Consider the following 24,203-nt stretch of genomic DNA (forward strand, 5'->3'; position numbering starts at 1 on the left):
GGGCTGGAGCTACTTAGACGAGGGCTGGGTCTGGCAGCGCTCGCAGGTTCCATGGAGGGTGAGTGTGTGGCTGGCGACCTGGAAGTTATTGGGCAGGACGGTCTGGGTGAGCATCTCCTCGACCATGCAGCCCTCAAAGTCGGCGATCGAGCCGCAGCTATCGCAGACCAGGTGGTGGTGGTGGGCGGTGTCCGAGGGGCCGGGGGCGGGCTCGTAGCGGTAGAAGCCCTCGCCAAACTCGGTGCGGATGAGCAGCTCGAGCCGCGTGAGCTCGTTGAGCGTCCGGTAGATCGTCACGAGGTTAATGTCCGAGCCGGTCTGCTCGTAGATATCCTGCGCCGAGAGCGGGGTCTCGCTGGCCGCAAGGAGGCGCAGGAGAACCCGACGAGGCAGCGTCCGTCGCAACCCCGCCTGCTCAAGGGTGGCTTCAAACCACTGGAGGCGCTCATCCTTGGTCATGGGTAGTTGAGGAGATTATATCACGGTGGGGTTTTTGGTATTGTTTTTTAGATGCTAATGAAATCTCATTGCATTAGTTATCGAGGTGCGATATTCTTCCCAGAGAGGAGGGGCCGGTGCGACAAGGATTTAGCCTCGTGGAGCTTATGGTGTGCATTGCTATTATTGCCATACTGTTGGCGATTGCCCTACCCACACTAGCGCTGGCGCGGGCACGGGGGCGGCAGACTGTCTGTGTGCGCAACTTGCAGCAGCTCACCATTGCGGCACGTCAGTATGCCGCCGACTACGAGGGAGTCCTGCCTCTCACCAGTCACTCAGGGAGTGAGTCCGCCTGGCTGAAGACACTCCAAGGCTACGGGATCACCCCAGCACAGGCTCTCTGCCCCGACGACCCTCTGCGCGGGCGACGCCAGCGTCAGGGGGGGACGAGCTACGCTTGGAACGAGCAGCTCCTTGGGGAGCTTGCGGCTGCCCACGATGCGGGAGCACGCCCCCAGGTCGCCTATCTGGCGGCACCGTCGCTGGAGCAGCTCGCACGCCCCGCCGAGACACTGCTCCTGCTCGAACAGAGCGAGGCCAGCGGCACCGACCTGCGCGGCGACCATATCCACAACCGGGCCTGGAAGCGCTTCCCCGAGCGTCTCTGTGAGCTGCTCCAGAGCGATCTAGCCCTCGCGCGACACCCCGGTGGGACACTCACGACCTGCGCCGATGGCCACCTCCAGCACTTTCCCCCGGGGGCTCTGGAGGCCCTGGCCCGCCAGGGCGACGACCCCCTGCAAGTCCCTCTCTGAAAGCACCTCTATGAAGTCCCTACGTTTTCTCTGGCTCTTTTGTCTTCTCCTTGCCGCACCTGTCTGGGCACACCCCATGCAGGTGGAGGCGGTGGTCGCGAAGCTTCGGCCCCAGGAGACCTATCTCTATATCGAGTTCGTGGGCAATGTCCAGGACATCACACAGATCCCCGGCGTCACCCTGGGCGATGACCGCCGCAACCCCGATGGCACCTTCCCCACCGACTTTCAGAAGAAGCTGGAGGGCTACATCAACGGGGGCTTCAAGCTGGAGCAGGCCGGTCAGCCCTGGCCCGGAGAGCTGACCCAGGTCCGCTACGACACGAGCCTGGATGTCACCCGCTCGCGCTTCACGCTCTCGATGCGCTACCCTCGCACCCCCGGCCAGACCCAGGCCATCACGATCACCAACACGCTCTTTGACTACCTCCCCAACGCGGAGACGATGATTGTCGCGGGAGGCACCACGCAGCGCCTGAAGACTGGTAGCCAAGCGACCGTGAACCCGGCGGACCTGACCACCAACCTGCTGCGCAATATCCAGCAGTTCCTCCTCTCCGGCATGGAGCACATCGTCACTGGCCCCGACCACCTGCTCTTTATCTTCGCCTTCCTGCTGGCCACCACGAGCTTCCGCGCGATCATCAAGACCCTCACGGGCTTCACGATCGCCCACTCTGTCACCCTGATCCTGACCACCTTGGGGATCCTGAGCTTCCCCGCCCGCTGGGTCGATGTGATTGTGGCACTCTCGATTGTGTTTGTGGGGGTGGAGAATATTATTGGGCTGCGAAAAAAGAGCGCCTTCAAGAACCGCTTCTGGGTGGCGACCTGCTTTGGGTTTATCCATGGCTTCGCCTTCGCCGGCAACCTGCGAGACATGGGCCTCCCCGAGGGAAGCGCCTTGGTCTGGAGCCTGCTCTCCTTCAACCTCGGGGTGGAGACCGCACAGGTGCTACTCTGCTGCATCGCCTTTCCTCTGCTCCTCTGGTGGCGCAGAGACACCGAGAAGCGCCCCAGCTCCAGCCTGACCTGGAAGAGCATCCAGCTGATGCTCTCCGGGCTGATCGCAGGCGCAGGGGCGGTCTGGATGTTCCAGCGACTCCTGGGCGGTTAATGTTATTTTGTTGCAATAGTATTTTAGTTGTGATATTCTTGTCGATGTGAGTTACTTGATGCGTGGCTAGTGAGAACAACTAACCCACCCGTCCCGGCGCTGTTCAGCCTCCTGCCGGGACGGCTTTTTTTGTGAGGAGATAGATGAGACCACGACGAAGCGTCTTTACGCTGATTGAGCTTTTAGTTGTTATTGCCATTATTGCGATCTTGGCCTCAATCCTCTTCCCGGTCTTTGCCCAGGCACGAGGCAAGGCGCGGCAGGCGAGCAACCTCTCGAACCTGAAGCAGATCGGGCTTGCGGTGCTGATGTATGCCCAGGACTACGACGAGACCATGGTGCCCTATCTCTTGCCGCGGGTCGGGGGAGGGACGGTCTGGTGGCATGGGGTGACCCTACCCACGAGCCCCTTGACCTACCGCCGCGAAGAGGGGTTGATCCAGCCCTACATGAAGAATGTCCAGATCCAGGACTGCCCCGTGGGAAAAGACATTCCCACGCCGTTTAACTGGGTGGGAGGCAACCTCGTGCCCGCCTACGGCACCAACGCGCTAGCCTTTGTGCAGCCAACCGCCGCCAATCCCACGACCGTGAGCCTGGCGGCGTTTCAGGAGCCCGCCAGCACGATGCTGATGCTCGATGCGGTGAATGCGGTCAATCCCGCGGCGCTGACCAAGTCGTTTTTTATCTCCCCCAACTGGACACGTAATGCCGCCGGTGCGGTAGTCGATAATGGCGGAGCGGCCAGTAGCCTTGCGCCCCGCGTGCATGGCCGCCACTCGGGCAACACGGCGTGCGTGCTCTGGGCCGATGGGCATGTGACTGTCGCGCGTCCCCAGTTCCGCCCCGCAGGCTCTGCCGCGATCAACGACAACCGCCGCGCTCGTAATGTGGGGGAGCTCTCGCCCGTGGCTCTGCCCGCCACCATCACCGCCAGCGACCCGCGTCTGGTAGAGTACAACCGATTCTTTGCACTGGATAAGACCACGGGCCTATGAAACGACGCGTTTTTCTCTTGGCGGCACTGCTCCTGCTTGCACCGCTCCTCCCCGCCAAGGCAGGCGCTCAGGCACTCTTCCCCTCGGAGTGCTTTCCTGTCGAGCGCCTGCCTGCTGCCCTTCGCCCCAAGGCTGAGGAGATCCTTCTCAAGCTCTTGGACTCGGAGGGGCTCTACACCGTGGTGGGGGGGATGAAGCCCATGTCCAGCGGGTTTGTGAGCGCCTATTTCGCGGTGGATCGGCCCGATACCGCGCGGCTGGACGAGCTGCGCCAGGTGCTGGGGGCGCTCCGCTGTGGCCCCAACCTGCGCTGTGAGCTGCTGGTCTTTCATACGGCCAACGACGGCAAGCGCTACGCCGAAGCAGTCGTGTTCTACCGGCCCGCGGTTGCTCAAATCACCCGCACCTACGAGAGCTACTTCGCCCCGCTGGGCCTCACACCCCACACCGATCCGCTCGAAGTCGCACTCTCCGTAGAGCATCTTGAGGGTGCCCCGCGCAACCGGGGGCTAGGCTACCTCTACGGCTACCCCAAGCCTGCGGTGGACTTCTTTGTGGCAGGGCAGGAGGAGTACGCCCGCACCAAGAAGATCACCCCCCGCGACTTTCGCCAGATACCCACGTTTGGCCGAGAGAGCGGCAGCTTTGTCTACGCGGTTCCCAAAGGCACGCCCGAGACCGACGAAGACCGCCGGCTCAAGGCACGTGCGGGGCAGATCCTGGCTGAGTACAAAAAGCGCCGTGCACGCTTTATCGGCCCTGGCAAGCCGGGGATTGTCGCCCTCCTGCGCGACTGGTTCACCAATGAAAAGGGGGAGTGCGCCCCGGAGAATGCACGATTCTGATAATTTAATGTAATTGCAATTATGTTGCTCTAAAGATCGAGTTGCATCCTGTCGATACTACTTGTATGCAAGATGCAACCTCCGCAGCCCTCTGGATCGAGCGGCTCTGTGTCTCCTATCGCACCAGCGCTCTCCAGCCCCCGCGCCGTGTCGTTCATGAGCTCTCCCTTGCCGTCGCACCGGGGGAAGTGGTGGGCTTCCTCGGCCCCAACGGGGCGGGTAAGTCATCGACAATCAAGGCCATCCTCGGATTTCTCACCCCCGACTCCGGCCAGGTGCGTGTCTTTGGCCAGTCCGCCGGGACACCCGCCGCCAAGCAGCGCCTTGGCTACCTGCCCGAGGTGGCGCTCTACTACCCGTTTCTCACCCCAATGGAGACCCTCTGGCTCTACGGGAAGCTCCAGAAGCTCGGGGGCAGGGAGCTCCAGCGCGAGTCCTACGACCTCCTCAAGCGGGTCGGGCTGGAGGGCTACGAGAAGCGCCCGCTCAAGACCTTCTCCAAGGGAATGCAGCAGCGCCTTGGAATCGCGCAGGCGCTCCTGGGGAGCCCGGACTTGCTTGTTCTCGACGAAGTGACCAGTGGGGTGGACCCGATTGGGCGGCGCCACCTGCGTGAGCTTCTCGCCGAGGTGCGTGCACGCGGCACGACTATCTTCTTCTCATCGCACGAGCTCGATGAGGTTGCTCAGCTCTGCGATAGGGTGCTGCTGATTGCAAAGGGGCGCTGCCTGGACGAGCGCCGGATGGACACGGCCCTACGTGCGGGGATTGGCTCGCCCCTCGAAGATTATTTTGTGACCACGATTCAGAAAGCTGCCTAAGTAAAATGCGATTTAAGCTCACTGTCTGGGGGGCACTGGCCGCCGCGGCCTGCCTGGAGTCCCTCCGCCGAAAAGACCTCTGGGTCTCGGCCATTCTCGCTGTCTTAATGATCTCCGCCGCCGCGCTAGTGGGCAAGTTCGGGGTTGCCGGGCTTGAGATGTTCCTCAAGGACGTCACCCTGACCGTGGTGAACCTGCTCTCCCTGGTGCTGGCCGTGCTCTTTGCCGCCCGCCAGCTCCCCGAGGAGCTCAGCCGCCGGACGGTCTACCCGCTGCTGGCGCGGCCGATCACCCGCTTTGACCTGATCTTTGGGAAGTATCTTGGCGCGGTGGTGCTCTCGACCCTGGCCCTCTTACTCTTTGCGCTGATCGGCTGGGGAGCGCTGAGCTGCTTTGGGCTGAAAGTGGGGGCGATCTTTGGGCAGTATCTCTGGCTGCGTTTTCTCTCGCTGCTGCTGATCTGCGCCCTGACCATGGCCCTCTCAGTCTTCCTCACCCCACAGGCCACCGTGACCATGGCGCTGCTCCTGGCCGCGGGCTCGTCGACCTTTGCCACTGCGGTGAAGCTTCTCCACGGGACGGCAGGGGCGATCGGTCGGGCACTCTTGAGCGGGGCCTACTTTGTCCTGCCACAGCTCGACCTCTTCGACCTCTCCAAGAAAGTCAGCTACGGCTGGAACCCGGTGATGCACAGCACGATGCTCTTTCTCTTGGGCTACGCTCTGGTTCATGTTGCCATCTGCCTCGCACTGGGCAGCCTGCGCTTTAGAAAGCAGGCGCTCTAGATGAAGCTTGAGCTGACTGTTTTAGGGCTCTGCGCCGTGGGCCTGAGCCTCAACTCCCGGCTCGCCGCTCAGGTGCGCCCCGACCTCGCCGCCCCGACCGCGATGAGTGTCTCCCAGCAGGAGAAGCTGGAGCAGGTGGCGTCGGCCTCGCTCTTTGGGCAGTTTCGCTCCAATATGTCCGATTTTCTCTGGCTGAAGGTGGATAAGTACCTCCACCGCGGAGTGGACATGCGTGGCCTGACAAAAGAAGAGAGGGAGCACGACTCCGCCCAGCGTGTCCAAAATGGCACCGCCGAGGCCGGCAACCGCGAGCACACCGACGAGACCACGGTTGTCCCTACGGCTCGTACGGACTGGCGCGGTGTTCTAGGCGATGTGGAGCGCGATATCAAGCCCTTTGCGAATATGGGGAGCCACACCCACCGGGACCCACGTGAGGCCCTTCCGCTCTTTCGCCTGATGACCTGGAGCAATCCAAAGTTCATCCAGGGCTACACCACAGGGGCGGTGATGATGGCGCGGCAGAAGCAGAGCAAGCAACAGGCGCTTGCGTTCCTGGCAGAGGGCCTGCGCAACAACCCCGACAGTGTGGAGATCGAGGCGACCTTTGCCTTCCTCCTCATGAAGGGGGAGGCGCGGCGCTGGGACGAGGCGGTGGACCATGCGGAGCGGGGGCTGGCAGCGCTCCAAAAACGGGATCTGCGCACCCTCAGCGACGATGAGCGGGGGGCTTGGCAGGACTGTATCCGCTGGCGGGTGCTCGCCTACCGCAACCTAGGACGCTCGCAGCAAGCGATCCAAGCGGCACAGGAGGGGCTCCGGCAGTTCCCCGACGATGCGACCTGTACGAAGCTGCTCAAGGACATGGGGCAGTATAAAAAGGCATTATAAATGCAATTGACTTGCAATAAATCAGAGGCCATGGTACCTTTAGCTCCTACCATGACCTCCTCGCCCTCTCTCTTGGATCGCCTCGGTCTTACCGCCTCGCTTGCCTGCGCGGCGCACTGTGCCCTCATGCCACTCCTGGTAAGCGCTCTGCCCCTCTTTCTCCAAGACGAGCGGCTGGAGTGGGCGCTCGTGGGAAGCTCCGCGGGTCTGGGAATCAGCTCGCTGGTCCGAGGCTACCGAAGACACCAGAGGCGCTTGGCACTGGTGGTCCTCGCGCTGGGGCTACTCCTGCTGGTGCTGGGACGGCTCACTGAGGAGGCAGGAGGACAGGGATATCGGGGGGTGGTGCTGGTCGTGCTCGGCGGGCTCGGGGTTGCGCTGGCGCACTTTCTTAATCATCACTTGAGCTGCCCACGGTCCTGAGCGGGTATGCTGAGAGAATGAATCGGCGAGCTTTACTTCTGGGGGCTGGGCTGGGCCTCACGGGCCTGGTCACACGCGGCGCACGGGCGCTTGATCGGAGCGCGGTGGCACCGGGCTACGGTCCCTTGCTCCCCACCCCCGCACGCAACACCGGTGAGGTCGTCCTCGCCCTGCCCGAGGGGTTTTCCTACACGGTCCTGAGCCGACAGGGGAGCCGCATGACCGATGGACACCTCACCCCCACCCACCACGATGGCATGGCGACATTCTCGGTCGAGGGGAAGCTGCGTCTGGTGCGCAACCACGAGGTGCCCTACACCCTCGCACGCCCCGGCACGGCGCTGCTGCAGGACGCCCATGCCTACGACCCGAGCGCGGGCGGGGGAGTGACCACCTTGACGGTCGATCCGACCACGCGTGAGCTTCTCTCCAGCCACCTGAGCCTCGCCGGCACCCACACCAACTGCGCGGGCGGCCCGACTCCCTGGGGCTCGTGGCTCTCCTGCGAGGAGACCACCCTGGGGGCGGCGCTCGGCAAAGACGAGAAGGGCAAGCCGATCGGGGGCTTTGAGAGAGAGCACGGCTATATCTTCGAGGTGCCCGCGAGCAACGAAGCCCCCGTGATGCCCGTGCCGCTGAAGGCCATGGGCCGCTTTGTCCACGAGGCGATCGCGGTCGATCCCGCCACCGGCATTATCTACGAGACCGAGGACCGCAAGACCGCCGGGGTCTACCGCTTTCTGCCCCACAAGCCCGGTCAGCTCCACGAGGGCGGGCGGCTCCAGATGCTCGTGATCGACGGCAAGCCGCAGGCCGATCTGCGCAAGGGCCAGACAGTCGGCAGGCCGCTTCCCTGTGCCTGGATCGAGATCGACGACCCCGACCCGGCGGCGGCGGGGACCAACTCCCTGGCGGTCTTTGAGTCCGGGAAGGCCAAGGGGGGCGCGACTTTTGCCCGCCTGGAGGGCTGCTGGTGGGGCAATGGCCATGTCTACCTCAATGCCACTATCGGCGGCGACAAGGAGCTAGGCCAGGTCTGGCGCTACACCCCGCAAGGCAGCGAGAAGGGGGAGCTGGTGCTGCTCTTTGAGTCGAGCGCCAAAGAGGTCCTCTGGAACCCCGATAATCTCTGTGTCACCCCCCGCGGCGGCCTGGTGCTCTGCGAGGATACCTACGGCGGAGACTGCTACCTGCGCGGCCTGACCAAAAAAGGCGAGATCTTTAGCTTCGCCCACAATGTCTACGCTGGCTACGAAGAGAGCGAGTTCGCGGGGGCCTGCTTCTCCCCCGATGGCCAGACGCTCTTTGTGAACCTGCAGCTCCCCGGAGTCACGCTGGCGATCTGGGGACCCTGGGAGCGCGGCCCGTTCTAGCCAGCGTTCTCATTTGTTTTATTGACATCTGATTTCTTTTGCAGTAGAATTGCAATTGGATATGATGCGGTCTCTTCGGCGCTACCTGCAGCACCTCACTCTCTTTCTTGGGGTGATCTTGTCGGTCGTGTACGGCCCGGTTGAGATGCTTCACTCTGCGGCGCACGCGCAGGCCATCGCCACCGCGCAGGTCCACCAGAGGGCGCAGGGAGCTGCGCCCACCGATACCCTCGCTGCGCCCACGGAGGCGTGTGCTCTCTGTGTGCTTGCGGCCCTCTTGGTTGCTCTGCCGCGGGTAGAGTGCCTCCTCCACGAGCCCCCGACACAGCCGCGACAGGTCTGCCTGGTCCTCTCCCACCCCGAGAGCCTGCGGCTGGCCGCGCCGTGCTTTCAGCCCCTTCGTGCCCCGCCTGCCCCCACTTGCTAGATAGATCGTCGTCGTTTTCTCTAGAAGTGAGGTGTTTTATGTGTTCGTCTGACAGTAGACCCACGCTGCTTGTCGCGGTTGCGGTCGCCCTGCTGGGGGGCGGGTTGCTCCAGTGGGCAGGTAAAGAGGCAGAGAGAGCCCCCGCTCCCGGCTCCGGTGCGCCCGTGCCACAGCAAGGGGGAGCTCATATCGAGACCGCCCGCCACTCGGCCAATGTCCAAGCGGCAGGGGACTACCACGTGGAGGCTCAGCTCAGTGCCTTGGGCGAGCTCACGCTCTATATCTATGGTGCCAAGGAGAAGCAGCTCCTTCCGATCCCCGCAACCCTCGCACGGACAGGGATCGAGGCTGTCACGGTGACCAGCGGCGAGGGAAGCCAGCCGCTGGTGCTGGCACCACGTCCCCTCTCCACCGACCCGCAGGGGATGTCGTCACGCTTTGTGGGGAGCCTGGGGCGGCCCGTGAAGGCGATGCAGGTTGGGCTCTCGCTGACCATCCCCCTCTTTGGCCAGACCTACCGGCTCCAGTGGCGACCCGAGTACTTGGTTCCTGGGGCCACCCTCGCGGATGCCTCCCTGCCTGCCGATGCCTCCCTGCCTGCTGCAGTGGGAGACGCGGAGGCGCAGAGGCTCTTTCTCACGCCGGGAGGGCTCTACACCGCCGCCGATATCGCTGCCAACGGCCGCCAGACCGCGACCCAGAAGTACGGCAGTCAGATGTCCCAGCACAACGCCCACCCCAAGCCCGGGGAGCGTCTCTGTCCCATCTCGGAGACGGCGGCAAGCCCCAAGTTCGCCTGGATCATTGGCGGCAAGACCTATCTCTTCTGCTGCCCGCCGTGTATCGAGGAGTTTGTCAAGCGGGCTAAAGAGAAGCCTGCGTCTATTAAATCGCCAGAAAGCTATACCAAGAAATGAAAAAAGCCTTTACTCTTATTGAGCTTCTCGTCGTCATTGCTATTATCGCCATCTTAGCGGCCATTCTCTTCCCGGTCTTTGCCCAGGCCCGTGCCAAGGCGCGCCAGACCTCGGACCTGTCGAACCTCAAGCAGCTTGCTCTGGGCTGGCTGATGTACGCGCAGGACTACGACGAGACCGTGATGCCCTCCGGGCTCCAGACCGCGCTGACGACCGGAGTGCGGGTGCAGTACTGGTACGCGGCGGTCCGCTCCGGCGCGGCCTTTGGCTCCGCTCCCGACCTAGGGGAGCAGAACGGCCTGCTCTGGCCCTATCTCAAGAACGCCTCGATCCTGGGAGACACCGCGGCCAGTGGGATGCCCTTTAGCACGCTCTGGGGGAGGGTTCACTACGGCTACAATGTCTGCTACCTGGGCGGCTACGGCACCTTTGCCCACCCCGGCGGCCCACAGCCCGGCTGGACCCAGAACCCGGCGAGCATGGCCGCTGTCGAGGTGCCCGCCGACACACTGGTCTTTGCCAACAATGGCCTCTGGAACACGGTCGAGAACCGGGTGACCCTGCACCCCTGGGCCTGGCCACCGTCGAGCCGCGCCGGCGCAACCCCCACGATCCATGCCCGCCACAACCAGAAGGCCAATGTCGCCTTTGCCGATGGGCATGCCAAGGCGTTCTCGGTGCAGACCCCTGCGACAATCGCCAATGCCGCCGCGATACGTAGCGCCAACCTCGGCTTTCTCACCCCAGGTGCCGCGATCAACGATGCCTTCTACAATGGGCGGGGGACACCGTAGCATGCAAGCAAGCTGGACATCGTTTCGCAATGGGGGGAGCGTCGGGGGCGGCATCAAGCGCCTGCCCCTGCGCTGGTCACCCACCCAGAGTATCGCCTGGAAGACCGAGCTCCCCGGCTACGGGCAGTCGTCGCCGGTGGTCTGGGGAGGGAGGGTCTTTGTGACATCGGTGCAAGGCCCGATGCGCGAGCGCTGCCTGGTGCACGCCTGCGACCTTAAGAGCGGGAAGCTGCTCTGGAGCCGCGCGTTTGCCTCCAGCCTCCCACATGAGATGAGCTACTATGTCAGCCGTGCCGCCCCGACTCCGGTGGTGGACAGCAAGGGAGTCTATGTCTTCTTCGAGAGCGGTGAGCTGGCCGGGCTCGACCACGGCGGCAAGACCCTCTGGAGCCGCTCCCTCGTCAAGGAGTACGGGACCCTCACCAATGAGTTTGGGATCGGGCAGTCGCTGGCCCAAAACACCGACACGGTCTTTGTGCTGGTCGACGATCCCGGAGTGGCGTACCTACTTGCCGTGGATAAAAAGACGGGCAAGAACCGCTGGAAGGTGAGCCGGGAGCCGCGCAAGAGCTGGACGTCGCCGGTGGTGACAAAGCAGGGAGAGAAGGAGCTCCTCCTTGTCAGCGCCAACGGCTTTGTCGAGGGCTTTGATACCAAAGACGGCACGCTGCTCTGGTCGGTGGACCGAATCACGGGAAATATCATGCCGTCGGTGTGCGTGGACGGCGACTCGGTCTTTGTGGGGGCAACCCCCGCGCAAGCGCGTCTCGCGCGGCCCGGGGGGCGGACCGCGGCGGAGTCGAACTGCTGCTTGAGGCTCATTACCAAAGACGGCAAGCCAAGCGCCGAGGTGGTCTGGGAGGGGAAGAAGGCGACCTGCGACTTTGCGAGCCCACTCGCCTACCGCGGGCTGGTCTACTATGTCACCGCCGCGGGGATCGTGTTTTGCGTGGATGCTAAGACTGGCAAGGAGCTCTACTCCGAGCGCATCGACAGCCCGTGCTGGGCATCGCCGCTGGCAGTGGGGGAGCATGTCTACTTCTTCGGCAAGAACGGCATCACGACAATTATCAAAGCGGGGCCGGTCTTTGAGAAAGTCGCGAGCAACCCGCTCTGGGACACCCAAAACCCACCCAAGACCAAAGAGCCCTTCTCGACCACGCCCAACAACCCTGCCAACGCGGGAGCGGCGCGTGCCACCAGCCCCGACTCCCTCGACCCGATCCTCTACGGCTACGCCGCGCTTGAGGGCCAGCTGGTGATCCGGCTGGGCTCGCACCTCTTCTGCGTGCGCTAGCCGACTGGCACCAGTAGCTCGGCATCGTCGTTTGCCGGCGAGCCGACACGCTTGCTGACAAAGATCGCGTCCATTTGATCGGCGGGAAAAGGAGAAAACAAAGGCGGGAGGTCGAGGGGCTTGTAGCGCCCCACCTCCAGCCACATCGCCTCGTCGTCGGGGTTTTGCAGGATCACCGGCATGCGCTCGTGGATTGGGGCGACCAGCGCGTTGGCCTCGGTGGTGAGCACCGTGCAGGTACGCAAGGGCGAGCCATCGGGCGCGTGCCACTCTTCGTAGAGGCCCGCGAAGGCAAAGAGCTCGCCGCCGCGCACACGGAAGTGCGTGGGCTGCTTGGTCTTGCGGTCCCACTCGTAGAACCCATCGGCGGGGATCAGGCACCGGCGGCGGGAGAGGGCGTGCTTGAAGCTGGGCTTCTCCTGCACGGTCTCGCTGCGGGCATTGATGAGCTTGCTGGCGATGGCTGTGTCTTTCGCCCAGAACGGCACCAGCCCCCAGTGAAGCGGCTCCAGCAGGCGCTCCGCGCGCGGCCCGTGCGCCGTGACCGCCGCGACGGGCTGGGTCGGGGCGATATTGTAGCGCGCGGTCGGCTCGAACAAGCTCCCCTGAATGTCGAAGCGCGCCATAAGCTCATCGGGGCCGTGGTGCATCGTGAATCGTCCACACATAAGTTTGTTATACCTGATGGTCCCGCCCGTTGGATCGCCCCGGGTAGATCGCCCCCATGAACGGGGGCGTCTTGCTGTCGTCGCAAGCTCCGACACGAAGGCCTTCGGCCATACCGAATTATGGCCGGAATGGCCTTCGTAGCCAAAGGCTCTCCAGTCCGGCCGTTCTAATCGGCCGGAGCTCCAACGGGCCGGGTTGGCAATATCTCAAAAATTGAGATATGATGTTTTTGGAGATAACTCAAATGGCATTTCGTGGGGACACCGAGGCACTTATTCTTGCGACTCTTTCCGGGGGGCCACAGCACGGCTATGAGATCACACGGCGGGTCAATGGGCTGGACGGCATGAAGATTCAAGACGGCCAGCTCTACCCGATCCTGCACCGGCTGGAGAGCGAGGGGATGATCACGGCGGAGTGGGTGCCCCAAGAAGGTAAGCCCGCCCGCAAGGTCTACCGGCTCACGGAGGCGGGGGGGAAGAAACTGGAGGAGAAGCGCACGGACTGGGAGACCTTCGCTAGCTCCGTCTCCGCGCTCTTGGCCAAGCCGGAGGTACGCAATGCCTAAGCTGAAAGCCGCGCCGGAGACTATCGCCGAGTACAGCGATGCCCTCCGCCAGCGCCTCGCCGGAACCCTGCCTCCTGAGAAAATCGACGAAGTGGTCGCCGAGACCCAGGCACACCTGGAAGACAGCGCCGCCGACCTACGCTACCAAGCCGATATCTACGAGCGCCAGGCCATCAGTCAGTTTGTGCCCGTGGGCACGCTCTCCCAGGGAATCAGCCGCGCGTGGGCACCCACTTTCCTGCGGCACAGCGGGACACGGCCTCTCCAGCTGGTCAGCTGCCTCCTCGCCTGCCTGGGGACTCTGGCGGGGCTGGCGGCACTCACCTGGCGGGGCTACGCAAACCCCCTCACGCTGGCGGCTGTGCTCGTCCTGCCCCTGAGCTTTCTCCTCGCAGCTCTCGCCTGCCGCCCCCAGCCGCGTCGCTTTATCCCCGGAGGAGTCGCCGCGATCCTGCTCTGTTCGGTCTGGGGCGGCTGGAAGCTCACCCTGCTCTATCCAAAGCCCATAGTTGCATTTGATCCCAGCTGGCTGGTCTCGCGCTTCGATGCGCCGGCTCAGGCCCAGCAGGCTCGCCTAGAGAGTGTCCGGACCGCCAAGCGAGTGGCCTTTCTCCATCTGGGCCTCAAGTTTATCGGGAATGCCGTGACCGACCACGAGGTGAAAAACAGCCTTGCGAGCTACCGAAAAACCGTCTGGGGAGCGGGAGGCATCCCTATCTCCAAGGCGATCTTCAATGCGGAGAGTGCCTGGTACGGGCGCCTACGGCGTGATCCCCAGCTCAAGCTCACCCGCGAGCTTGTCAATAACGCCACCACCACGAGCTTCTCTCTTATCGCTCGTTTCCTTCCCGCTGGCCTAAAGGCAGAGAGGAGCATTCTTGTCCCCCGTGAAGATGGTAGGGGCTATGACCGCGAGCCCTTTCCGATCGCGGCACGCGCCTACTGGCATGAGCGTGGCCCCCAAGACCTTGAGTTCACTGTCGGGGCCCGGATCATTGCTCAGGACGAGCTGGCCAAGCTAGAGCGGCTCATGGCGGCGCCCCGTGAGCGCTTTGAGGCGCAGGCGGCACGGCAAGTCGGAGTCCTGGCGGCGGGCTATGTCGGGAGCCTCGTTCTCGCCGACCTGCTGGGGGGCTACCTGGGAATGGCACTGCTGCGCCTGAGCCGGCGGCGGCGCACGCGGCGGGTTGGGCTGGGAGCGTAGTGGGTATACTTGGGGTAAGGAGAACAACCTATGCCTGAGTTTGATGCCCGCTCCGAGACCAATCTCGCCACGCTACGCCCCAAGGCCCAGCCCCACTTTCGCGCGCTGCTGCGCGCCCTGAAGACCTATGCCACGAGCCACGGCCTCGACGTGAAGATCATCAGCGCCAACCGGACCTGGGCGGAGCAGGACGCGCTCTTTGCCAAGGGGCGCACGGCACCGGGGCCGAAGGTCACCAATGCGCGTGGGGGCCAGAGCAACCACAACTTCCAGATCGCGGTGGATATTGGGCTCTTCAAAGATGGCAAGTACCTCGAGGAGTCCGTGCACTACGATAAGATGGGGCCGCTGGGCGAGGCACTGGGCCTAGAGTGGGGCGGGAGCTGGCACGATCTCTCAGACGCGCCGCACTACCAGATCAAGACCAATAAAAAAGTCTCCGTGCTCCGTGAGCTCGTGCGCACCCAGGGCTGGCCCGCGATCGATGCGCTCATCCCGACCTTTGTCGAGCACCCGAGCCCTGTACCTGCACCCACCCCGAGCCCTGCCCCCACTCTGGACCCGGTGACGGTCTTTCTGGACCACGGCGACGGTGCCAAGAAAATCGAGCTGGATGCCTGGTTTATCGAGAGCCGTGTCTGGGTGGCGATCCGCGACTGGACGGACTATTTTGGCGGTAGCCTGCTGGAGAAAGACGGCAAGTACTCCCTGCTCCTCAACGACCAGAGCGCGGCGATCAAGACCCAGGTGATCAACGAGCGGACCGTGGCGAAGTTTGCGGATATCAATGCCGTGCTGGGCTGGAACTTCTCCTTCAACGGTGCCGCCCGCCCAAGAACCCTCACCATCCACCCCGACAAGGACTAGCGGTGGTCCTTCATTGTGCTGTCTGTGGTATCGCCCTCACGCGGGAGCTGAGGGCTCTTACCGATCTGGCACTTCTTTCCGGCCAGGAGGAGACTCCTCTTCTACCCCAGGGATACTCCTACCAGGAGCCCGAGTCTGACTTGGAAGCGTGGCATCCTGGAGAGCTCATGGTAAACCTGGCGGACCTTCTTCAGATAAGGCACCACCCTGACCGTCGTAGGCACAATGGCTGCTGCGGGCGGGATGGGCTGGATGGCATGAACTTGGTCTGTGTCAATGGACACGAGGTAGGAACAGAGCGCTCTGACTGTTGCATGCCGCACTATGCGCATTTCCCTCCTGAGACCATACGCGTGATCGAGGACTAGCTCTGCCACTTTGCCTTGAGCGCCGCTCGGTCGTAGCCGGCGGGCCAGTGGGCGGCGTTTTTGTCGTCGAAGGCGGATTTCCAGCGGTTGTGGAGCCAGAGGTACTGCTCGGGGTAGGCACGGATGCCCTCTTCAAGCGCTACATTGATCCGCGCCATCAGGCTCGCCTCGCTCTCGCCTTCTTGCGGCCAGAGCGGGGCGTGGATGACGATCTTATAGCTGGTGTCGGGTTTCATGACACAGTAGCAGGGCATGATAGGCGCGCCTGTCTTGAGCGCGAGCGTCGCTGGGCCGCTGACCGTGCCCGCAGGAACCCCAAGAAACGGGACAAAGACATCGCCGCTGTTCTGGTCGGGGAGGATGGCGATTGCCTGCCCTTTTTTGAGGGCCACAAAGAGCTTGCGCACCGACGCGCCACCCTTGCTGACGATCTCATAGCCGCCGCTGGCGCGGATCTTCTTGACGGTCGCCCCAAAGACGGGATCGTTGGGATCGCGGGCGACCACCGTGAGCGGGACACCGCACTTGGCGGCGTAGCGTGCGAAGATCTCAAAGTTCCCCAGGTGCCCACAGACCCCGATAATGCCTTTCCCCGCCGCGAGCGCATCTTGCGTGTGCTCCCAGCCCTCGATCTCCGTCACCATCTCAAGGATCGTGTCGTCGCCGCGCATCGCCGAGCGGTAGAAGTCCAGCGTGACCCGTCCAAAGTGCTCAAAGACCTTGCGGGTGAGCGTCAGGCGCTGCGCCTCGGTGAGGGAGTCGCCGTAGATCAGGTTCAGGTTCCGCAGTGCCGTGGTGCGAGAGCGCTTGACCGCCCGAAAGCCGAGGCGGCCCAGCCTCTCCCCGAGGCGCAGGGCTTTCTCGCGGGACATGCGGCCCACCTTATCGCCCAGACGCTCCAAGGTGTGGGCAAGAAACCGCTGAAAGACAAGGGTCGAGCGTGTCATACCCCTCTATCATACCGTCCCCCCGTGATAGAATTCAGGCATCGCAATCCGCAAAGACATCTGGCAGGGAACCACGTGCCGCCGCTGTGGCCTGACCTTTGAGGCGCTCTGTGACGAGGGGCTCTTTGGCTGTGCGCACTGCTACGTGACCTTTCGCGGGCTGATCGAAGCCGCCATCCCCGAGCTCCACGGGGTCTCCGTTCCGCTTCCCTGGGCCACGCGCCGCGCGGTGCTTCTTACGGCAGAAAACGAAACGGGCGAGCAGCCCGAAAGCCACTCGCCCGTGGTGTCTCCTCTTCCTCGTCGTTAGGTCTTGGACCCATTAGTCCACCATGCAGGCCGTCTGGGTGACATCGGCGTAGGCCTGGCGGATGCCGCGGACGTGGTAGGCGACGTTCGCAGAGGTGCAGCCCAGCGAGTCGCCGATCTGCCGCCACGTTCGTCCCTCCAGGAGCCCGCGCAGGATCGCCCGCTGCCGGGTGTTGAGGCGCGTCTCCAGGATCTCCAGCATCAGCCGGGTCTCCACTTCATCGGCGCCGGGCAGGTTGGCCCGGGTCGCGAAGTTGTTCTGAGTGTGCTCCTCGGTCTCCACCGTCAGGTCCTCAAGCGCCTCGTGGGAGCGCTTCTTGTTCCAGCGGATGTGGTCCAAGATCTGCCAGCGAGCATGCTTGAGCAGGTACTGGGACGGGGTTCCGATGGTCATGTCAACCGTGGGCAGGACCTCGTAGACCGCGACCCAGGCCTCCTGAAGCAGGTCGTTGGCATCCATCCCGGTTCGGGAGGCGTAGTAGCCCGCCAGAGACTCCAGGCGGGGGGTGAGCGACTTGCGAAGGCGCTCTTGCGCCCGGGTGTCGCCCTGCTTGGCACGCTGTAAAGTGAGCGTGTCCTGGTGCAGTATTCCCTTATCGATAGTTGCAGTGTTCACGGGATTCTCTCCGTCGGACCTGCGTAGAGACACAGCTCTAGCAGGGGCGGGCAGCATAAAAAACCGGTGGCAGGCTCTGCTGAAAAACTCAGGAGACTACCACTCTGCCAGGCATAAAGCTTGAAGGCAGACCTACACAAAAGTAGGGGCTATCGCTGCGGTAAATGATGACGAATGAGCGAAAAGGCGGGATGGGTTGGGGCCTCGGCTGCTTTCTCTGCAGCGTATCCCCTCCTGCGCTTCGCTCTTACAGGCGCGTTTGGGGTAGATACCCTGGTGAGGCGGTTCCGACCTGGGTACTTTGTTTACCCTGAATCGAGCCTCTATCCCGCGCTGCGGAGAGTAGATGGAGTATGGGGGTTTCGCTACAGAGAAACGCCAGGCGGGCATCCATCGGCATACCATTATTTAAGAGCCAATTGTTGCTTACCATGTTAGTCGTTCCTCCTGAGCATTCTGATGAGCCGTCTTTAGGGGTGCCGTCGTTCACGCACGAGCCCATCGTAAGCATTATACGTTCTTCTCCCCTTTCTGCTAAAGAGTTAAAAAGAAATTTATTTTTTATTTTTTCTGGCGATGCCTCCCCCGGCTCGCTCAGGCTCTCCAGCGCCCCCGCTCCAACCGGGGGGGCTTAGGGGTATACTCAAGCCATGAGCACAACCTTGCAAGCCAGCCTTCTGGACCTCATCCGCCGTACGTCGTCTGATCTGCCCGCCGATATCCGCGAGGCGATGGAGAAGGGCCGCGCCAGTGAGCTAAAAGACAGCCGCGCCCTGATGGCTCTGGACACCATCGACTGCAATATCGAAACTGCCGCCGCCGAGAGCGCCCCGATCTGCCAGGACACGGGGATGATCAAGTTCTATGTCCACTACCCCATCGGCTACGATATCCTGACCTTTGAGGACGCTGCCCGCGCGGCCGTGGCGGAGGCGACCGCGATCGGCTACCTGCGCCAGAACTCCGTGGACTCGCTCACGGGCAAGAACACGGGCAACAACCTGGGGCCGGGGACACCGCAGTTCCACTTCCAGGCCTGGCGCAACCCCACGGTGGATGTGCGCCTGATGCTCAAGGGCGGCGGCTGTGAGAATGTCGGGGCGCAGTACAGCCTGCCGTTTGAGCTGAAGGAGCTGGGCAAGAAAGCCGGCCGCGATAGCGAGGGGGTCAAGCTGGCCGTGCTCGATGCGGTCTGGAAGGCGCAGGGCAAGGGCTGTGCGCCGGGCTATATCGGGGTGTGTATCGGCAGCGACCGGGCGCACGGGCTGGAACTGGCCAAGGAGCAGCTCCTGCGGGTGGTGGGCGACACCAACCCGGATGCGACACTCGCGGCACTGGAGAGCGAGATCACGCGCATCTGCAACGGCCTCGGGATCGGTCCGATGGGCTTTGGGGGAAACACCAGCCTGCTCGGCTGTAAGATCACGTCGCAGAACCGCCTCCCCGCCAGCTTCTTTGTCTCGGTCAGCTATGCCTGCTGGGCGCACCGGCGGCGTGGGGTCACCCTAGATCCCACCACGGATGAGATCACGGGCTGGCTCTACGAGGAGACAACTCAGGCGCTACCACACTAGGAGGAAAGTCATGACCTGGAGCGAAGCGCGCCAGCAGTTTCCTAACCGCTGGCTGGTTTTTGAGGTGATGCGTGGCCATCGCGATGCCGGATACTGGCTCGTGGATGAGCTTGCTGTTTTAGAGAACACGGATACTTCCGCTCACGTTTTCCGTCGTTATGCCGAGCTTCAGCGCACTTATCCCGGGCGAGAGTTTGGTTTCTACCATACGAGCCAAGAAGTCATCTCTTTGGAAGAGGCCACTGGTCCACGCGTTCGTCCACGCTCATGACGGCACTACGACTGGAATCAGGCTTACTGTTTGTTTCTCTGAAACTTCGTTTTGCAGGCAGGGAAGAGATGGTATACGGTGCACTCTTGGATACAGGTTCTGCCTCGACGGTTATCACTGCTCACGTTGCAGACCGGCTTGGGATCGAGCCTGCGTCCACAGACTCTTTACGGCGCCTCCAAGGAATTGGTGGGGCTGAGTGGGTATATACGAAACAGATAGAGAGTTTGCAAGTAGGACTACTTTTTCTAAATCTTCCAGAGATTGAAGTCAGTGGCTCCGATTATGGCTTTGGCATTGAAGCTATCCTTGGTACAGATTTTTTACTTTCTGTTGGTGCCGTGCTTGATCTGAGAAATCTGACGATTTCAGCATTATGAGAGAGGTCAAAGAAGATGGATAGTATTGCGCTCATGCAACTCATGCTTCGTGATCCGGTCTACCACAAGTTTTCGTGGCCTCGCTACCAGATGCCGCGTCGACCAACTACTTTGCAACAGGTAGAGGAAAGAGAAAAAGCTCTTGGAATTCGTTTTCCTCCGTTGCTTAAACGTATCTACTCCGAGGTTGCTAATGGGGGTATAGGGCCGGTCTATGGTTTGTTTCCATTAGAAGAATTGTGCAATAACCAAGCCCTTCCCGTGAGAGAAGATATCTTGCCAGGGATCCCTGTTTGTTTGGTTCGAAAAGCGGATCTAGTGCCTGATACTGCTGGGGATGACTACGAGTTGTCAATAGAGGAGCGCGACTGGATCTGGCTACCTGGACTCATTCAAGTGGCACATGGTGGCTGTCAGTATTGCTATTATTTTTATGCTAATAGCAAAAAATATCCGATATTGATGAATGAGGAGCCTATTTTCCCGCCGGATGCATTATTGGATTTTCCTGGGGAGAAAGCACTTCTGGAATATTTTGGCTGTCTTGAGGCCGACAGCTTTGATACTTGGATTTCTGATTGGATTGCTACTTTTCAGAATGAGCACAAGCGTGATTATTCAAACCTGGCCGTCCTCGCCGAACTGCTTCCCGAACCGCGTTACACCAATTAGACAAAAGCCCTCCTCCCGTGAGCTTGCGAACAAGAGGAGGAGAGGACTACCGTTTTATCAGCTTGATCTCGAAGAGCTTGCTCCAGAGCTTGCCGGTCACAAAGAGCCGGTCGGCCTTGGCATCGTAGGCGATTCCGTTGAGGACATCTTCCTGGCCGGGGAGCAGGCCGGTCAGGTCGATAATCCCGGTGACCACGCCGCTGCTGGGGTTGATGCGGATGATGTAGTCGGTCTGCCAGATATTGGCGAAGATCTCGCCCTTGACCCACTCCAGCTCGTTGATCTGCGTGACGGCTCTGCCGTTGTTGGTGACACGGATGCTCTTGACACTCTTGCCGGGGGCCTTGGGATCGAAGAAGCGGATGGTCGCGGTGCCATCGCTCATGATGAGGTGCGTGTCGTTGTGGGTGAGCGCCCAGCCCTCGCCCTGGTAGCTGAAGGTTCCCAGCTCTTTGAGGGTGTTCTTGTCGCGGATAAAGCCCTTGTGGTTCTTCCAGGTGAGCTGGTAGAGCTTGTCGCCGAAGATGGTCATGCCCTCGCCGAAGTACTGTGGGTCGATGCTGACGGTCTTCTGGTACTTGGGGTTCTCAATCGTGCGGATCCCGATCCAGGACTTGCCCTCTAGGCCCGTGCTCTCGTAGAGGAGGCCGTTGTGGAGCTCCAGCCCCTCGGTGAAGGCTGCTGTATCGTGGGGGTAGGTATTGACGACTTTAAAACCATAGACCGGGGGCTGCTTGAACATCGCGATTATCCTCCAAAGAAGGCGTGGATACTCTCTACTACAGAGACGCGCTGTGCTTCGGAGAGTTCCGGGAAGATCGGCAGGGAGAGAACTTCCTCACAGGCGCGCTCGGACTCAGGATGGTCGCCGAGCTTTCCACCGAAGCGCTCGGCGTAGGCGGGGGCCAGGTGCAGGGCCACCGGATAGAAGATACCGGTCGCGATCCCACGCTCGGCGAGAAACGCCTTGAGAGGTGCACGGGTGCCGTTGGGGACACGAACGGTGTACTGGTGGAAGGTGTGGACATTGCCCGCCCGCGTTTTAGGAAGCACGAGGCCCTCGATATCGGCGAGCGCTTGGTCGTAGAAGGCGGCATTGGTGCGGCGCGCTTCGTTCCAGGTGGCCAGGTGGGGCAGCTTGACATTGAGGATCGCCGCCTGGAGCGCATCCAGGCGCGAGCAGACCCCGACCAGGTGGTAGTCGTACTTGCCGCCGGAGCCATGGAAGTGGAGCAGCCGGAGCCGCGCCGCCAGGGCATCGTCGTTGGTGAGAATCATCCCGCCATCGCCCGCCGCGCCGAGGTTCTTGGTGGGGTAGAACGAGAGCGTGGTCAGCTCGCTCCACTGCGCGACCTCTTGGCCGTGCTGCGCCGCCCCGATTGCCTGCGCGCCATCGCCGATCAGGGGCAGGCCAAAGGCGCGGAGCCCCTCCATGTCGGCGAGCTGGCCAAAGAGGTGGACGGGGACAATGGCCTTGGTGCGGGGCGTGAGCTTCCGGGCGACATCGGCAGGGTCGAGGGTGAAGTGCACCGGGTCGATATCGGCAAAGACCGGTGTTGCTCCGAGCAAGACCACGGTCTCGACTGTCGCCACAAACGTAAAGGGCGGGGTGATGACCTCGTCGCCGGGGCCGATCCCGAGGGCCATGAGGGAGAGCAGGAGCGCATCGGTGCCATTGCCCACCCCGATCCCGTGCTTAGCCCCACAGAGGGCGGCGACCTGGGTCTCGCACGCGGTGACTGTCGGGCCGAGGATGAAGCCACCCGTGGACATCACCCGAGCGATGGCGGCATCGAGCTCGGGCTTGAGTGCGGTGTACTGAGCGGGCAGGTCCGCCATGGGAACCGTCATTCGATACGTGTCCCCTTACGCAAGACTGTTCCCGAAGCCAGCACCGACGGGACCGTGACCACCGTCTCCGCCTCGACATGGCAGCCATCGTCCAGGATCACCCCGGAGAGCTGTGCCCCTTGCCCGACAATGACCCCTTCTTGCAGGATGCAGTCGGTGAGGGTGGCGTTGGCCTTGATGCAGCAGCCCGGCCCGATCACGGTCTTGCCCGAGAGCGAGACACCGGGGCCGATCTTACTGCCGGCTCCGAGGTGCACGGTGGGGGCGATATGCGCCGTGGGGTCGACCTGGACATTCTCCATCGCCCAGTAGCCCAGCGCGGTCCACTCCCCGGCGACCTCGACCGCGATATCCCGGGACAGGATGGCCTGGGTGGCCTGGCGGTACTGCTCGGGGCGGCCGATATCCAGCCAGAATCCGCGCCGTGCGACCGCAAAGATCGGCTTGCCATCGGCGAGGAACTGCGGGTAGGTCTCGCGCTCGATGGAGACCGGGCGGCCCGTGGGGATGGCATCGAGCGCCTCGGGCTCCATGATGTAGATTCCGGCGTTGATGTAGTCCACCCCCGTGGTCTCGATATGGGGGTTGGTCGCCAGCGCCTTTTTCTGCGCCTCGCTGGGCTCGCGGAACTCCCGCACCCGGCCGTCGTCATCGGTGACAATCACGCCGTAGGGGGAGGGGGAGGGGACATCTTTGAGGGTGAGGGTGACCAGGGCGTTCTTGCTCTGGTGGAAGGCGATGATCGACGAGAGATCAAAATCGGTGAGGATATCGCCGTTGAGCACGACAAGGGTCTCCCGGCCCGCGACGGTCTGTGCGTTTTTAATGGCACCGGCGGTTCCAAGGGGAGTCTCTTCGTTGACGAACTGCATCTTTACTCCGAAACGTGACCCGTCGCCAAAGTGTGACGCGATCTGCTCGGACATGTAGTTGGTACAGAAGATGATTTCGTCGATACCGTGGCGCTTCAGCAGCGCCACTTGGTACTCCAGAAAAGGCCGGTTGACCACGGGGATCAGGGGCTTGGGGCGGGTGTAGGTCAGGGGGCGCAGGCGGGTGCCGGCTCCTCCTGCGATAATGATACCCTTCATAGTTGCAGCGTCTCTTTCAGATAAGTGCGCAACGCTGCGCCGTACTCGGGATCGTTCATGGCAAATGTGACAAAGGCCTTGAAGTAGGTCTCAAAGCCGCCAATGTCGTGACGTGTCTCTCCTGGCAAAAGTGGCACCGCGCTCCCCGGAACCCCTGCACGAAGCAAGAGCTGGAGGGCATCGGTGAGCTGAACCTCCCCGTTCTTTGCGGGCGGTGTCTTCTCAAGTGTCTCAAAGAGGGTATCGGGCAGGACGTAGCGGGCCGTTACCGCAAAATCACTAGGAGCCTGGTCGGGAGCGGGTTTTTCCACGATATCTTGGATACGAAAGGTGCTCCCCTCGGTTCCCGCTTTCGGTGCGACAACCCCGTACTTGGAGAGGCGCTCACGAGGCACTTGCTGGACGGCTATCGAGATCGGGGAGTCAGTGGCGAGGACGCGGCGGGTGAGGCCTCCCAGCTCTGGCTCCTCAAAGACCGCATCGCCCAGCGCAACTAAGAGGCGGGAGGCGCCGCTTGCAAGAGCACGCGCCTGGAGGATCGCATCCCCGAGGCCGCGCATCTCGGGCTGGAGGGCGTAGCCGAAGCTCTCGCCGAAGTGCTTCCGAAGAAACGCCTCTTTTTGGGGCGAGACCACAAAGACAATGCGCTCTACCCCCGCAGCATGAAGCTCGGCGACAATGCGCTCCAGTGCGAGCGCGCGTCCCACAGGAAGCATTTCCTTAGGAATAGCATCGCTCAGCGGCCTCAGGCGGGTGCCCAGACCGGCGGCGGGGACGATGGCGACCACAGACATAGCGACAATAAAAACACCGCACCGATAGCGCGGCGCGGCGTGAAACCTTCAGGAAAGAATACCTCAACTTCTGCGCCC

At 62.4% G+C, this 24,203-nt stretch carries 28 protein-coding genes; 20 read left to right on the forward strand and 8 right to left on the reverse strand.

Annotated features, from left to right (window positions below; genetic code table 11):
• Positions 1–9 precede the first annotated feature (9 nt).
• Positions 10–459: a Fur family transcriptional regulator gene (locus tag HNQ39_RS09855; RefSeq protein ID WP_184194700.1), complete on the reverse strand. Its 450-nt coding sequence runs from the start codon at positions 457–459 to the stop codon at positions 10–12.
• 116 nt (positions 460–575) lie between these two features.
• On the opposite strand from HNQ39_RS09855, the gene HNQ39_RS09860 reads away from it, so the two are divergent.
• The 13 genes from HNQ39_RS09860 (at position 576) to HNQ39_RS09920 (ending at position 11,944) form a co-directional block, all read left to right on the forward strand.
• Positions 576–1,256 carry a prepilin-type N-terminal cleavage/methylation domain-containing protein gene (locus HNQ39_RS09860; protein WP_184194704.1) on the forward strand — a complete coding sequence of 227 codons (681 nt, stop codon included), beginning with the start codon at positions 576–578 and terminating at the stop codon, positions 1,254–1,256.
• A gap of 10 nt (positions 1,257–1,266) precedes the next feature.
• Positions 1,267–2,373, forward strand: a complete 1,107-nt coding sequence (locus HNQ39_RS09865; protein WP_184194707.1) for a HupE/UreJ family protein — start codon at positions 1,267–1,269, stop codon at positions 2,371–2,373.
• Between the two features lie 143 nt (positions 2,374–2,516).
• Positions 2,517–3,371: a prepilin-type N-terminal cleavage/methylation domain-containing protein gene (locus HNQ39_RS09870; RefSeq protein ID WP_184194710.1), complete on the forward strand. Its 855-nt coding sequence runs from the start codon at positions 2,517–2,519 to the stop codon at positions 3,369–3,371.
• Complete coding sequence (locus HNQ39_RS09875; RefSeq protein ID WP_184194713.1) at positions 3,368–4,216, forward strand: hypothetical protein; 849 nt, start codon at positions 3,368–3,370, stop codon at positions 4,214–4,216. Before HNQ39_RS09870 ends, HNQ39_RS09875 begins: the two co-directional genes overlap by 4 nt.
• Before the next feature lie 65 nt (positions 4,217–4,281).
• Entirely contained in the window at positions 4,282–5,037 is a 756-nt protein-coding gene (locus HNQ39_RS09880; RefSeq protein WP_184194716.1) for an ABC transporter ATP-binding protein, read from the forward strand.
• Positions 5,038–5,042: 5 nt separating this feature from the next.
• Positions 5,043–5,822 carry an ABC transporter permease gene (locus HNQ39_RS09885; protein ID WP_184194719.1) on the forward strand — a complete coding sequence of 260 codons (780 nt, stop codon included), beginning with the start codon at positions 5,043–5,045 and terminating at the stop codon, positions 5,820–5,822.
• A complete protein-coding gene (locus HNQ39_RS09890) occupies positions 5,823–6,713 on the forward strand; it encodes a hypothetical protein (protein WP_184194722.1) in 891 nt (296 codons plus the stop codon).
• 30 nt (positions 6,714–6,743) lie between these two features.
• Complete coding sequence (locus HNQ39_RS09895) at positions 6,744–7,136, forward strand: MerC domain-containing protein (protein ID WP_184194725.1); 393 nt, start codon at positions 6,744–6,746, stop codon at positions 7,134–7,136.
• A gap of 17 nt (positions 7,137–7,153) precedes the next feature.
• On the forward strand, positions 7,154–8,509 hold the full coding sequence (locus HNQ39_RS09900; RefSeq protein WP_184194728.1) for an alkaline phosphatase PhoX: 1,356 nt from the start codon (positions 7,154–7,156) through the stop codon (positions 8,507–8,509).
• Between the two features lie 61 nt (positions 8,510–8,570).
• Positions 8,571–8,936, forward strand: coding sequence for a hypothetical protein (locus tag HNQ39_RS09905; RefSeq protein WP_184194731.1), 366 nt, complete (start codon positions 8,571–8,573; stop codon positions 8,934–8,936).
• Between the two features lie 38 nt (positions 8,937–8,974).
• The gene (locus tag HNQ39_RS09910; protein WP_184194735.1) at positions 8,975–9,853 is read left to right on the forward strand and encodes a hypothetical protein; all 879 of its coding nucleotides are present in this window, start codon (positions 8,975–8,977) and stop codon (positions 9,851–9,853) included.
• Positions 9,850–10,647, forward strand: coding sequence for a prepilin-type N-terminal cleavage/methylation domain-containing protein (locus HNQ39_RS09915; RefSeq protein ID WP_184194738.1), 798 nt, complete (start codon positions 9,850–9,852; stop codon positions 10,645–10,647). The genes HNQ39_RS09910 and HNQ39_RS09915 overlap by 4 nt, the downstream gene beginning before the upstream one ends.
• Before the next feature lies 1 nt (position 10,648).
• Positions 10,649–11,944, forward strand: coding sequence for an outer membrane protein assembly factor BamB family protein (locus HNQ39_RS09920; protein ID WP_184194741.1), 1,296 nt, complete (start codon positions 10,649–10,651; stop codon positions 11,942–11,944).
• Here HNQ39_RS09920 and HNQ39_RS09925 read toward each other — a convergent pair.
• Entirely contained in the window at positions 11,941–12,612 is a 672-nt protein-coding gene (locus HNQ39_RS09925; protein ID WP_184194745.1) for an SOS response-associated peptidase, read from the reverse strand. The genes HNQ39_RS09920 and HNQ39_RS09925 overlap by 4 nt on opposite strands.
• A gap of 245 nt (positions 12,613–12,857) precedes the next feature.
• Here HNQ39_RS09925 and HNQ39_RS09930 point away from each other — a divergent pair, with 245 nt between their 5' ends.
• The 3 genes from HNQ39_RS09930 to HNQ39_RS09940 are packed head-to-tail and all read left to right on the forward strand — an operon-like array spanning position 12,858 to position 15,252.
• Positions 12,858–13,181: a PadR family transcriptional regulator gene (locus tag HNQ39_RS09930; RefSeq protein WP_184194749.1), complete on the forward strand. Its 324-nt coding sequence runs from the start codon at positions 12,858–12,860 to the stop codon at positions 13,179–13,181.
• Entirely contained in the window at positions 13,174–14,385 is a 1,212-nt protein-coding gene (locus tag HNQ39_RS09935) for a hypothetical protein (protein WP_184194752.1), read from the forward strand. Before HNQ39_RS09930 ends, HNQ39_RS09935 begins: the two co-directional genes overlap by 8 nt.
• A gap of 30 nt (positions 14,386–14,415) precedes the next feature.
• Positions 14,416–15,252, forward strand: coding sequence for a M15 family metallopeptidase (locus HNQ39_RS09940; RefSeq protein ID WP_184194755.1), 837 nt, complete (start codon positions 14,416–14,418; stop codon positions 15,250–15,252).
• Between the two features lie 364 nt (positions 15,253–15,616).
• Here the strand turns inward: HNQ39_RS09940 and HNQ39_RS09945 are convergent, their stop codons facing one another.
• Both HNQ39_RS09945 and HNQ39_RS09950 read right to left on the reverse strand, forming a co-directional pair.
• Positions 15,617–16,567 carry a lysophospholipid acyltransferase family protein gene (locus HNQ39_RS09945; protein WP_184194758.1) on the reverse strand — a complete coding sequence of 317 codons (951 nt, stop codon included), beginning with the start codon at positions 16,565–16,567 and terminating at the stop codon, positions 15,617–15,619.
• Between the two features lie 322 nt (positions 16,568–16,889).
• Positions 16,890–17,492, reverse strand: coding sequence for a sigma-70 family RNA polymerase sigma factor (locus HNQ39_RS09950; protein ID WP_184194761.1), 603 nt, complete (start codon positions 17,490–17,492; stop codon positions 16,890–16,892).
• A 650-nt stretch (positions 17,493–18,142) separates the two neighbouring features.
• Between HNQ39_RS09950 and HNQ39_RS09955 the strand changes: the two genes are divergently transcribed.
• From HNQ39_RS09955 to HNQ39_RS09970, 4 genes are read left to right on the forward strand one after another with little or no spacing between them, the layout of a single operon-like run.
• Positions 18,143–19,066, forward strand: a complete 924-nt coding sequence (locus HNQ39_RS09955; RefSeq protein WP_184194764.1) for a fumarate hydratase — start codon at positions 18,143–18,145, stop codon at positions 19,064–19,066.
• A 10-nt stretch (positions 19,067–19,076) separates the two neighbouring features.
• Entirely contained in the window at positions 19,077–19,337 is a 261-nt protein-coding gene (locus HNQ39_RS09960; protein ID WP_184194767.1) for a hypothetical protein, read from the forward strand.
• Positions 19,334–19,717 (forward strand): retropepsin-like aspartic protease, encoded by a 384-nt coding sequence (locus HNQ39_RS09965; RefSeq protein WP_184194770.1) that lies wholly within the window; start codon positions 19,334–19,336, stop codon positions 19,715–19,717. Before HNQ39_RS09960 ends, HNQ39_RS09965 begins: the two co-directional genes overlap by 4 nt.
• A 15-nt stretch (positions 19,718–19,732) precedes the next feature.
• Complete coding sequence (locus HNQ39_RS09970) at positions 19,733–20,389, forward strand: SMI1/KNR4 family protein (protein ID WP_184194773.1); 657 nt, start codon at positions 19,733–19,735, stop codon at positions 20,387–20,389.
• Positions 20,390–20,435: 46 nt separating this feature from the next.
• On the opposite strand, the gene HNQ39_RS09975 is transcribed toward HNQ39_RS09970, so the two are convergent.
• The 4 genes from HNQ39_RS09975 to HNQ39_RS09990 are packed head-to-tail and all read right to left on the reverse strand — an operon-like array spanning position 20,436 to position 24,125.
• Positions 20,436–21,131, reverse strand: coding sequence for a glutaminyl-peptide cyclotransferase (locus HNQ39_RS09975; protein WP_184194775.1), 696 nt, complete (start codon positions 21,129–21,131; stop codon positions 20,436–20,438).
• A 5-nt stretch (positions 21,132–21,136) separates the two neighbouring features.
• Entirely contained in the window at positions 21,137–22,240 is a 1,104-nt protein-coding gene (locus HNQ39_RS09980; RefSeq protein ID WP_184194778.1) for a DegT/DnrJ/EryC1/StrS family aminotransferase, read from the reverse strand.
• Positions 22,237–23,331: a nucleotidyltransferase family protein gene (locus tag HNQ39_RS09985; RefSeq protein ID WP_184194780.1), complete on the reverse strand. Its 1,095-nt coding sequence runs from the start codon at positions 23,329–23,331 to the stop codon at positions 22,237–22,239. The genes HNQ39_RS09980 and HNQ39_RS09985 overlap by 4 nt, the downstream gene beginning before the upstream one ends.
• On the reverse strand, positions 23,328–24,125 hold the full coding sequence (locus tag HNQ39_RS09990) for a sugar phosphate nucleotidyltransferase (protein ID WP_184194783.1): 798 nt from the start codon (positions 24,123–24,125) through the stop codon (positions 23,328–23,330). Before HNQ39_RS09990 ends, HNQ39_RS09985 begins: the two co-directional genes overlap by 4 nt.
• Positions 24,126–24,203: the final 78 nt, after the last annotated feature.

The sequence above is a fragment of the Armatimonas rosea genome (assembly GCF_014202505.1).
In the GTDB taxonomy this organism is placed as follows: domain Bacteria; phylum Armatimonadota; class Armatimonadia; order Armatimonadales; family Armatimonadaceae; genus Armatimonas; species Armatimonas rosea.

What these genes read in the sequence shown, in the direction of transcription:
- HNQ39_RS09855 (WP_184194700.1), bottom strand. Translation starts at nt 459, where the DNA reads ATGACCAAGGATGAGCGCCTCCAGTGGTTTGAAGCCACCCTTGAGCAG.
- HNQ39_RS09865 (WP_184194707.1), top strand. Translation starts at nt 1,267, where the DNA reads ATGAAGTCCCTACGTTTTCTCTGGCTCTTTTGTCTTCTCCTTGCCGCA.
- HNQ39_RS09870 (WP_184194710.1), top strand. Translation starts at nt 2,517, where the DNA reads ATGAGACCACGACGAAGCGTCTTTACGCTGATTGAGCTTTTAGTTGTT.
- HNQ39_RS09875 (WP_184194713.1), top strand. Translation starts at nt 3,368, where the DNA reads ATGAAACGACGCGTTTTTCTCTTGGCGGCACTGCTCCTGCTTGCACCG.
- HNQ39_RS09880 (WP_184194716.1), top strand. Translation starts at nt 4,282, where the DNA reads ATGCAAGATGCAACCTCCGCAGCCCTCTGGATCGAGCGGCTCTGTGTC.
- HNQ39_RS09885 (WP_184194719.1), top strand. Translation starts at nt 5,043, where the DNA reads ATGCGATTTAAGCTCACTGTCTGGGGGGCACTGGCCGCCGCGGCCTGC.
- HNQ39_RS09890 (WP_184194722.1), top strand. Translation starts at nt 5,823, where the DNA reads ATGAAGCTTGAGCTGACTGTTTTAGGGCTCTGCGCCGTGGGCCTGAGC.
- HNQ39_RS09895 (WP_184194725.1), top strand. Translation starts at nt 6,744, where the DNA reads ATGGTACCTTTAGCTCCTACCATGACCTCCTCGCCCTCTCTCTTGGAT.
- HNQ39_RS09900 (WP_184194728.1), top strand. Translation starts at nt 7,154, where the DNA reads ATGAATCGGCGAGCTTTACTTCTGGGGGCTGGGCTGGGCCTCACGGGC.
- HNQ39_RS09905 (WP_184194731.1), top strand. Translation starts at nt 8,571, where the DNA reads ATGATGCGGTCTCTTCGGCGCTACCTGCAGCACCTCACTCTCTTTCTT.
- HNQ39_RS09910 (WP_184194735.1), top strand. Translation starts at nt 8,975, where the DNA reads ATGTGTTCGTCTGACAGTAGACCCACGCTGCTTGTCGCGGTTGCGGTC.
- HNQ39_RS09915 (WP_184194738.1), top strand. Translation starts at nt 9,850, where the DNA reads ATGAAAAAAGCCTTTACTCTTATTGAGCTTCTCGTCGTCATTGCTATT.
- HNQ39_RS09920 (WP_184194741.1), top strand. Translation starts at nt 10,649, where the DNA reads ATGCAAGCAAGCTGGACATCGTTTCGCAATGGGGGGAGCGTCGGGGGC.
- HNQ39_RS09925 (WP_184194745.1), bottom strand. Translation starts at nt 12,612, where the DNA reads ATGTGTGGACGATTCACGATGCACCACGGCCCCGATGAGCTTATGGCG.
- HNQ39_RS09930 (WP_184194749.1), top strand. Translation starts at nt 12,858, where the DNA reads ATGGCATTTCGTGGGGACACCGAGGCACTTATTCTTGCGACTCTTTCC.
- HNQ39_RS09935 (WP_184194752.1), top strand. Translation starts at nt 13,174, where the DNA reads ATGCCTAAGCTGAAAGCCGCGCCGGAGACTATCGCCGAGTACAGCGAT.
- HNQ39_RS09940 (WP_184194755.1), top strand. Translation starts at nt 14,416, where the DNA reads ATGCCTGAGTTTGATGCCCGCTCCGAGACCAATCTCGCCACGCTACGC.
- HNQ39_RS09945 (WP_184194758.1), bottom strand. Translation starts at nt 16,567, where the DNA reads ATGACACGCTCGACCCTTGTCTTTCAGCGGTTTCTTGCCCACACCTTG.
- HNQ39_RS09955 (WP_184194764.1), top strand. Translation starts at nt 18,143, where the DNA reads ATGAGCACAACCTTGCAAGCCAGCCTTCTGGACCTCATCCGCCGTACG.
- HNQ39_RS09960 (WP_184194767.1), top strand. Translation starts at nt 19,077, where the DNA reads ATGACCTGGAGCGAAGCGCGCCAGCAGTTTCCTAACCGCTGGCTGGTT.
- HNQ39_RS09965 (WP_184194770.1), top strand. Translation starts at nt 19,334, where the DNA reads ATGACGGCACTACGACTGGAATCAGGCTTACTGTTTGTTTCTCTGAAA.
- HNQ39_RS09970 (WP_184194773.1), top strand. Translation starts at nt 19,733, where the DNA reads ATGGATAGTATTGCGCTCATGCAACTCATGCTTCGTGATCCGGTCTAC.
- HNQ39_RS09975 (WP_184194775.1), bottom strand. Translation starts at nt 21,131, where the DNA reads ATGTTCAAGCAGCCCCCGGTCTATGGTTTTAAAGTCGTCAATACCTAC.
- HNQ39_RS09980 (WP_184194778.1), bottom strand. Translation starts at nt 22,240, where the DNA reads ATGACGGTTCCCATGGCGGACCTGCCCGCTCAGTACACCGCACTCAAG.
- HNQ39_RS09985 (WP_184194780.1), bottom strand. Translation starts at nt 23,331, where the DNA reads ATGAAGGGTATCATTATCGCAGGAGGAGCCGGCACCCGCCTGCGCCCC.
- HNQ39_RS09990 (WP_184194783.1), bottom strand. Translation starts at nt 24,125, where the DNA reads ATGTCTGTGGTCGCCATCGTCCCCGCCGCCGGTCTGGGCACCCGCCTG.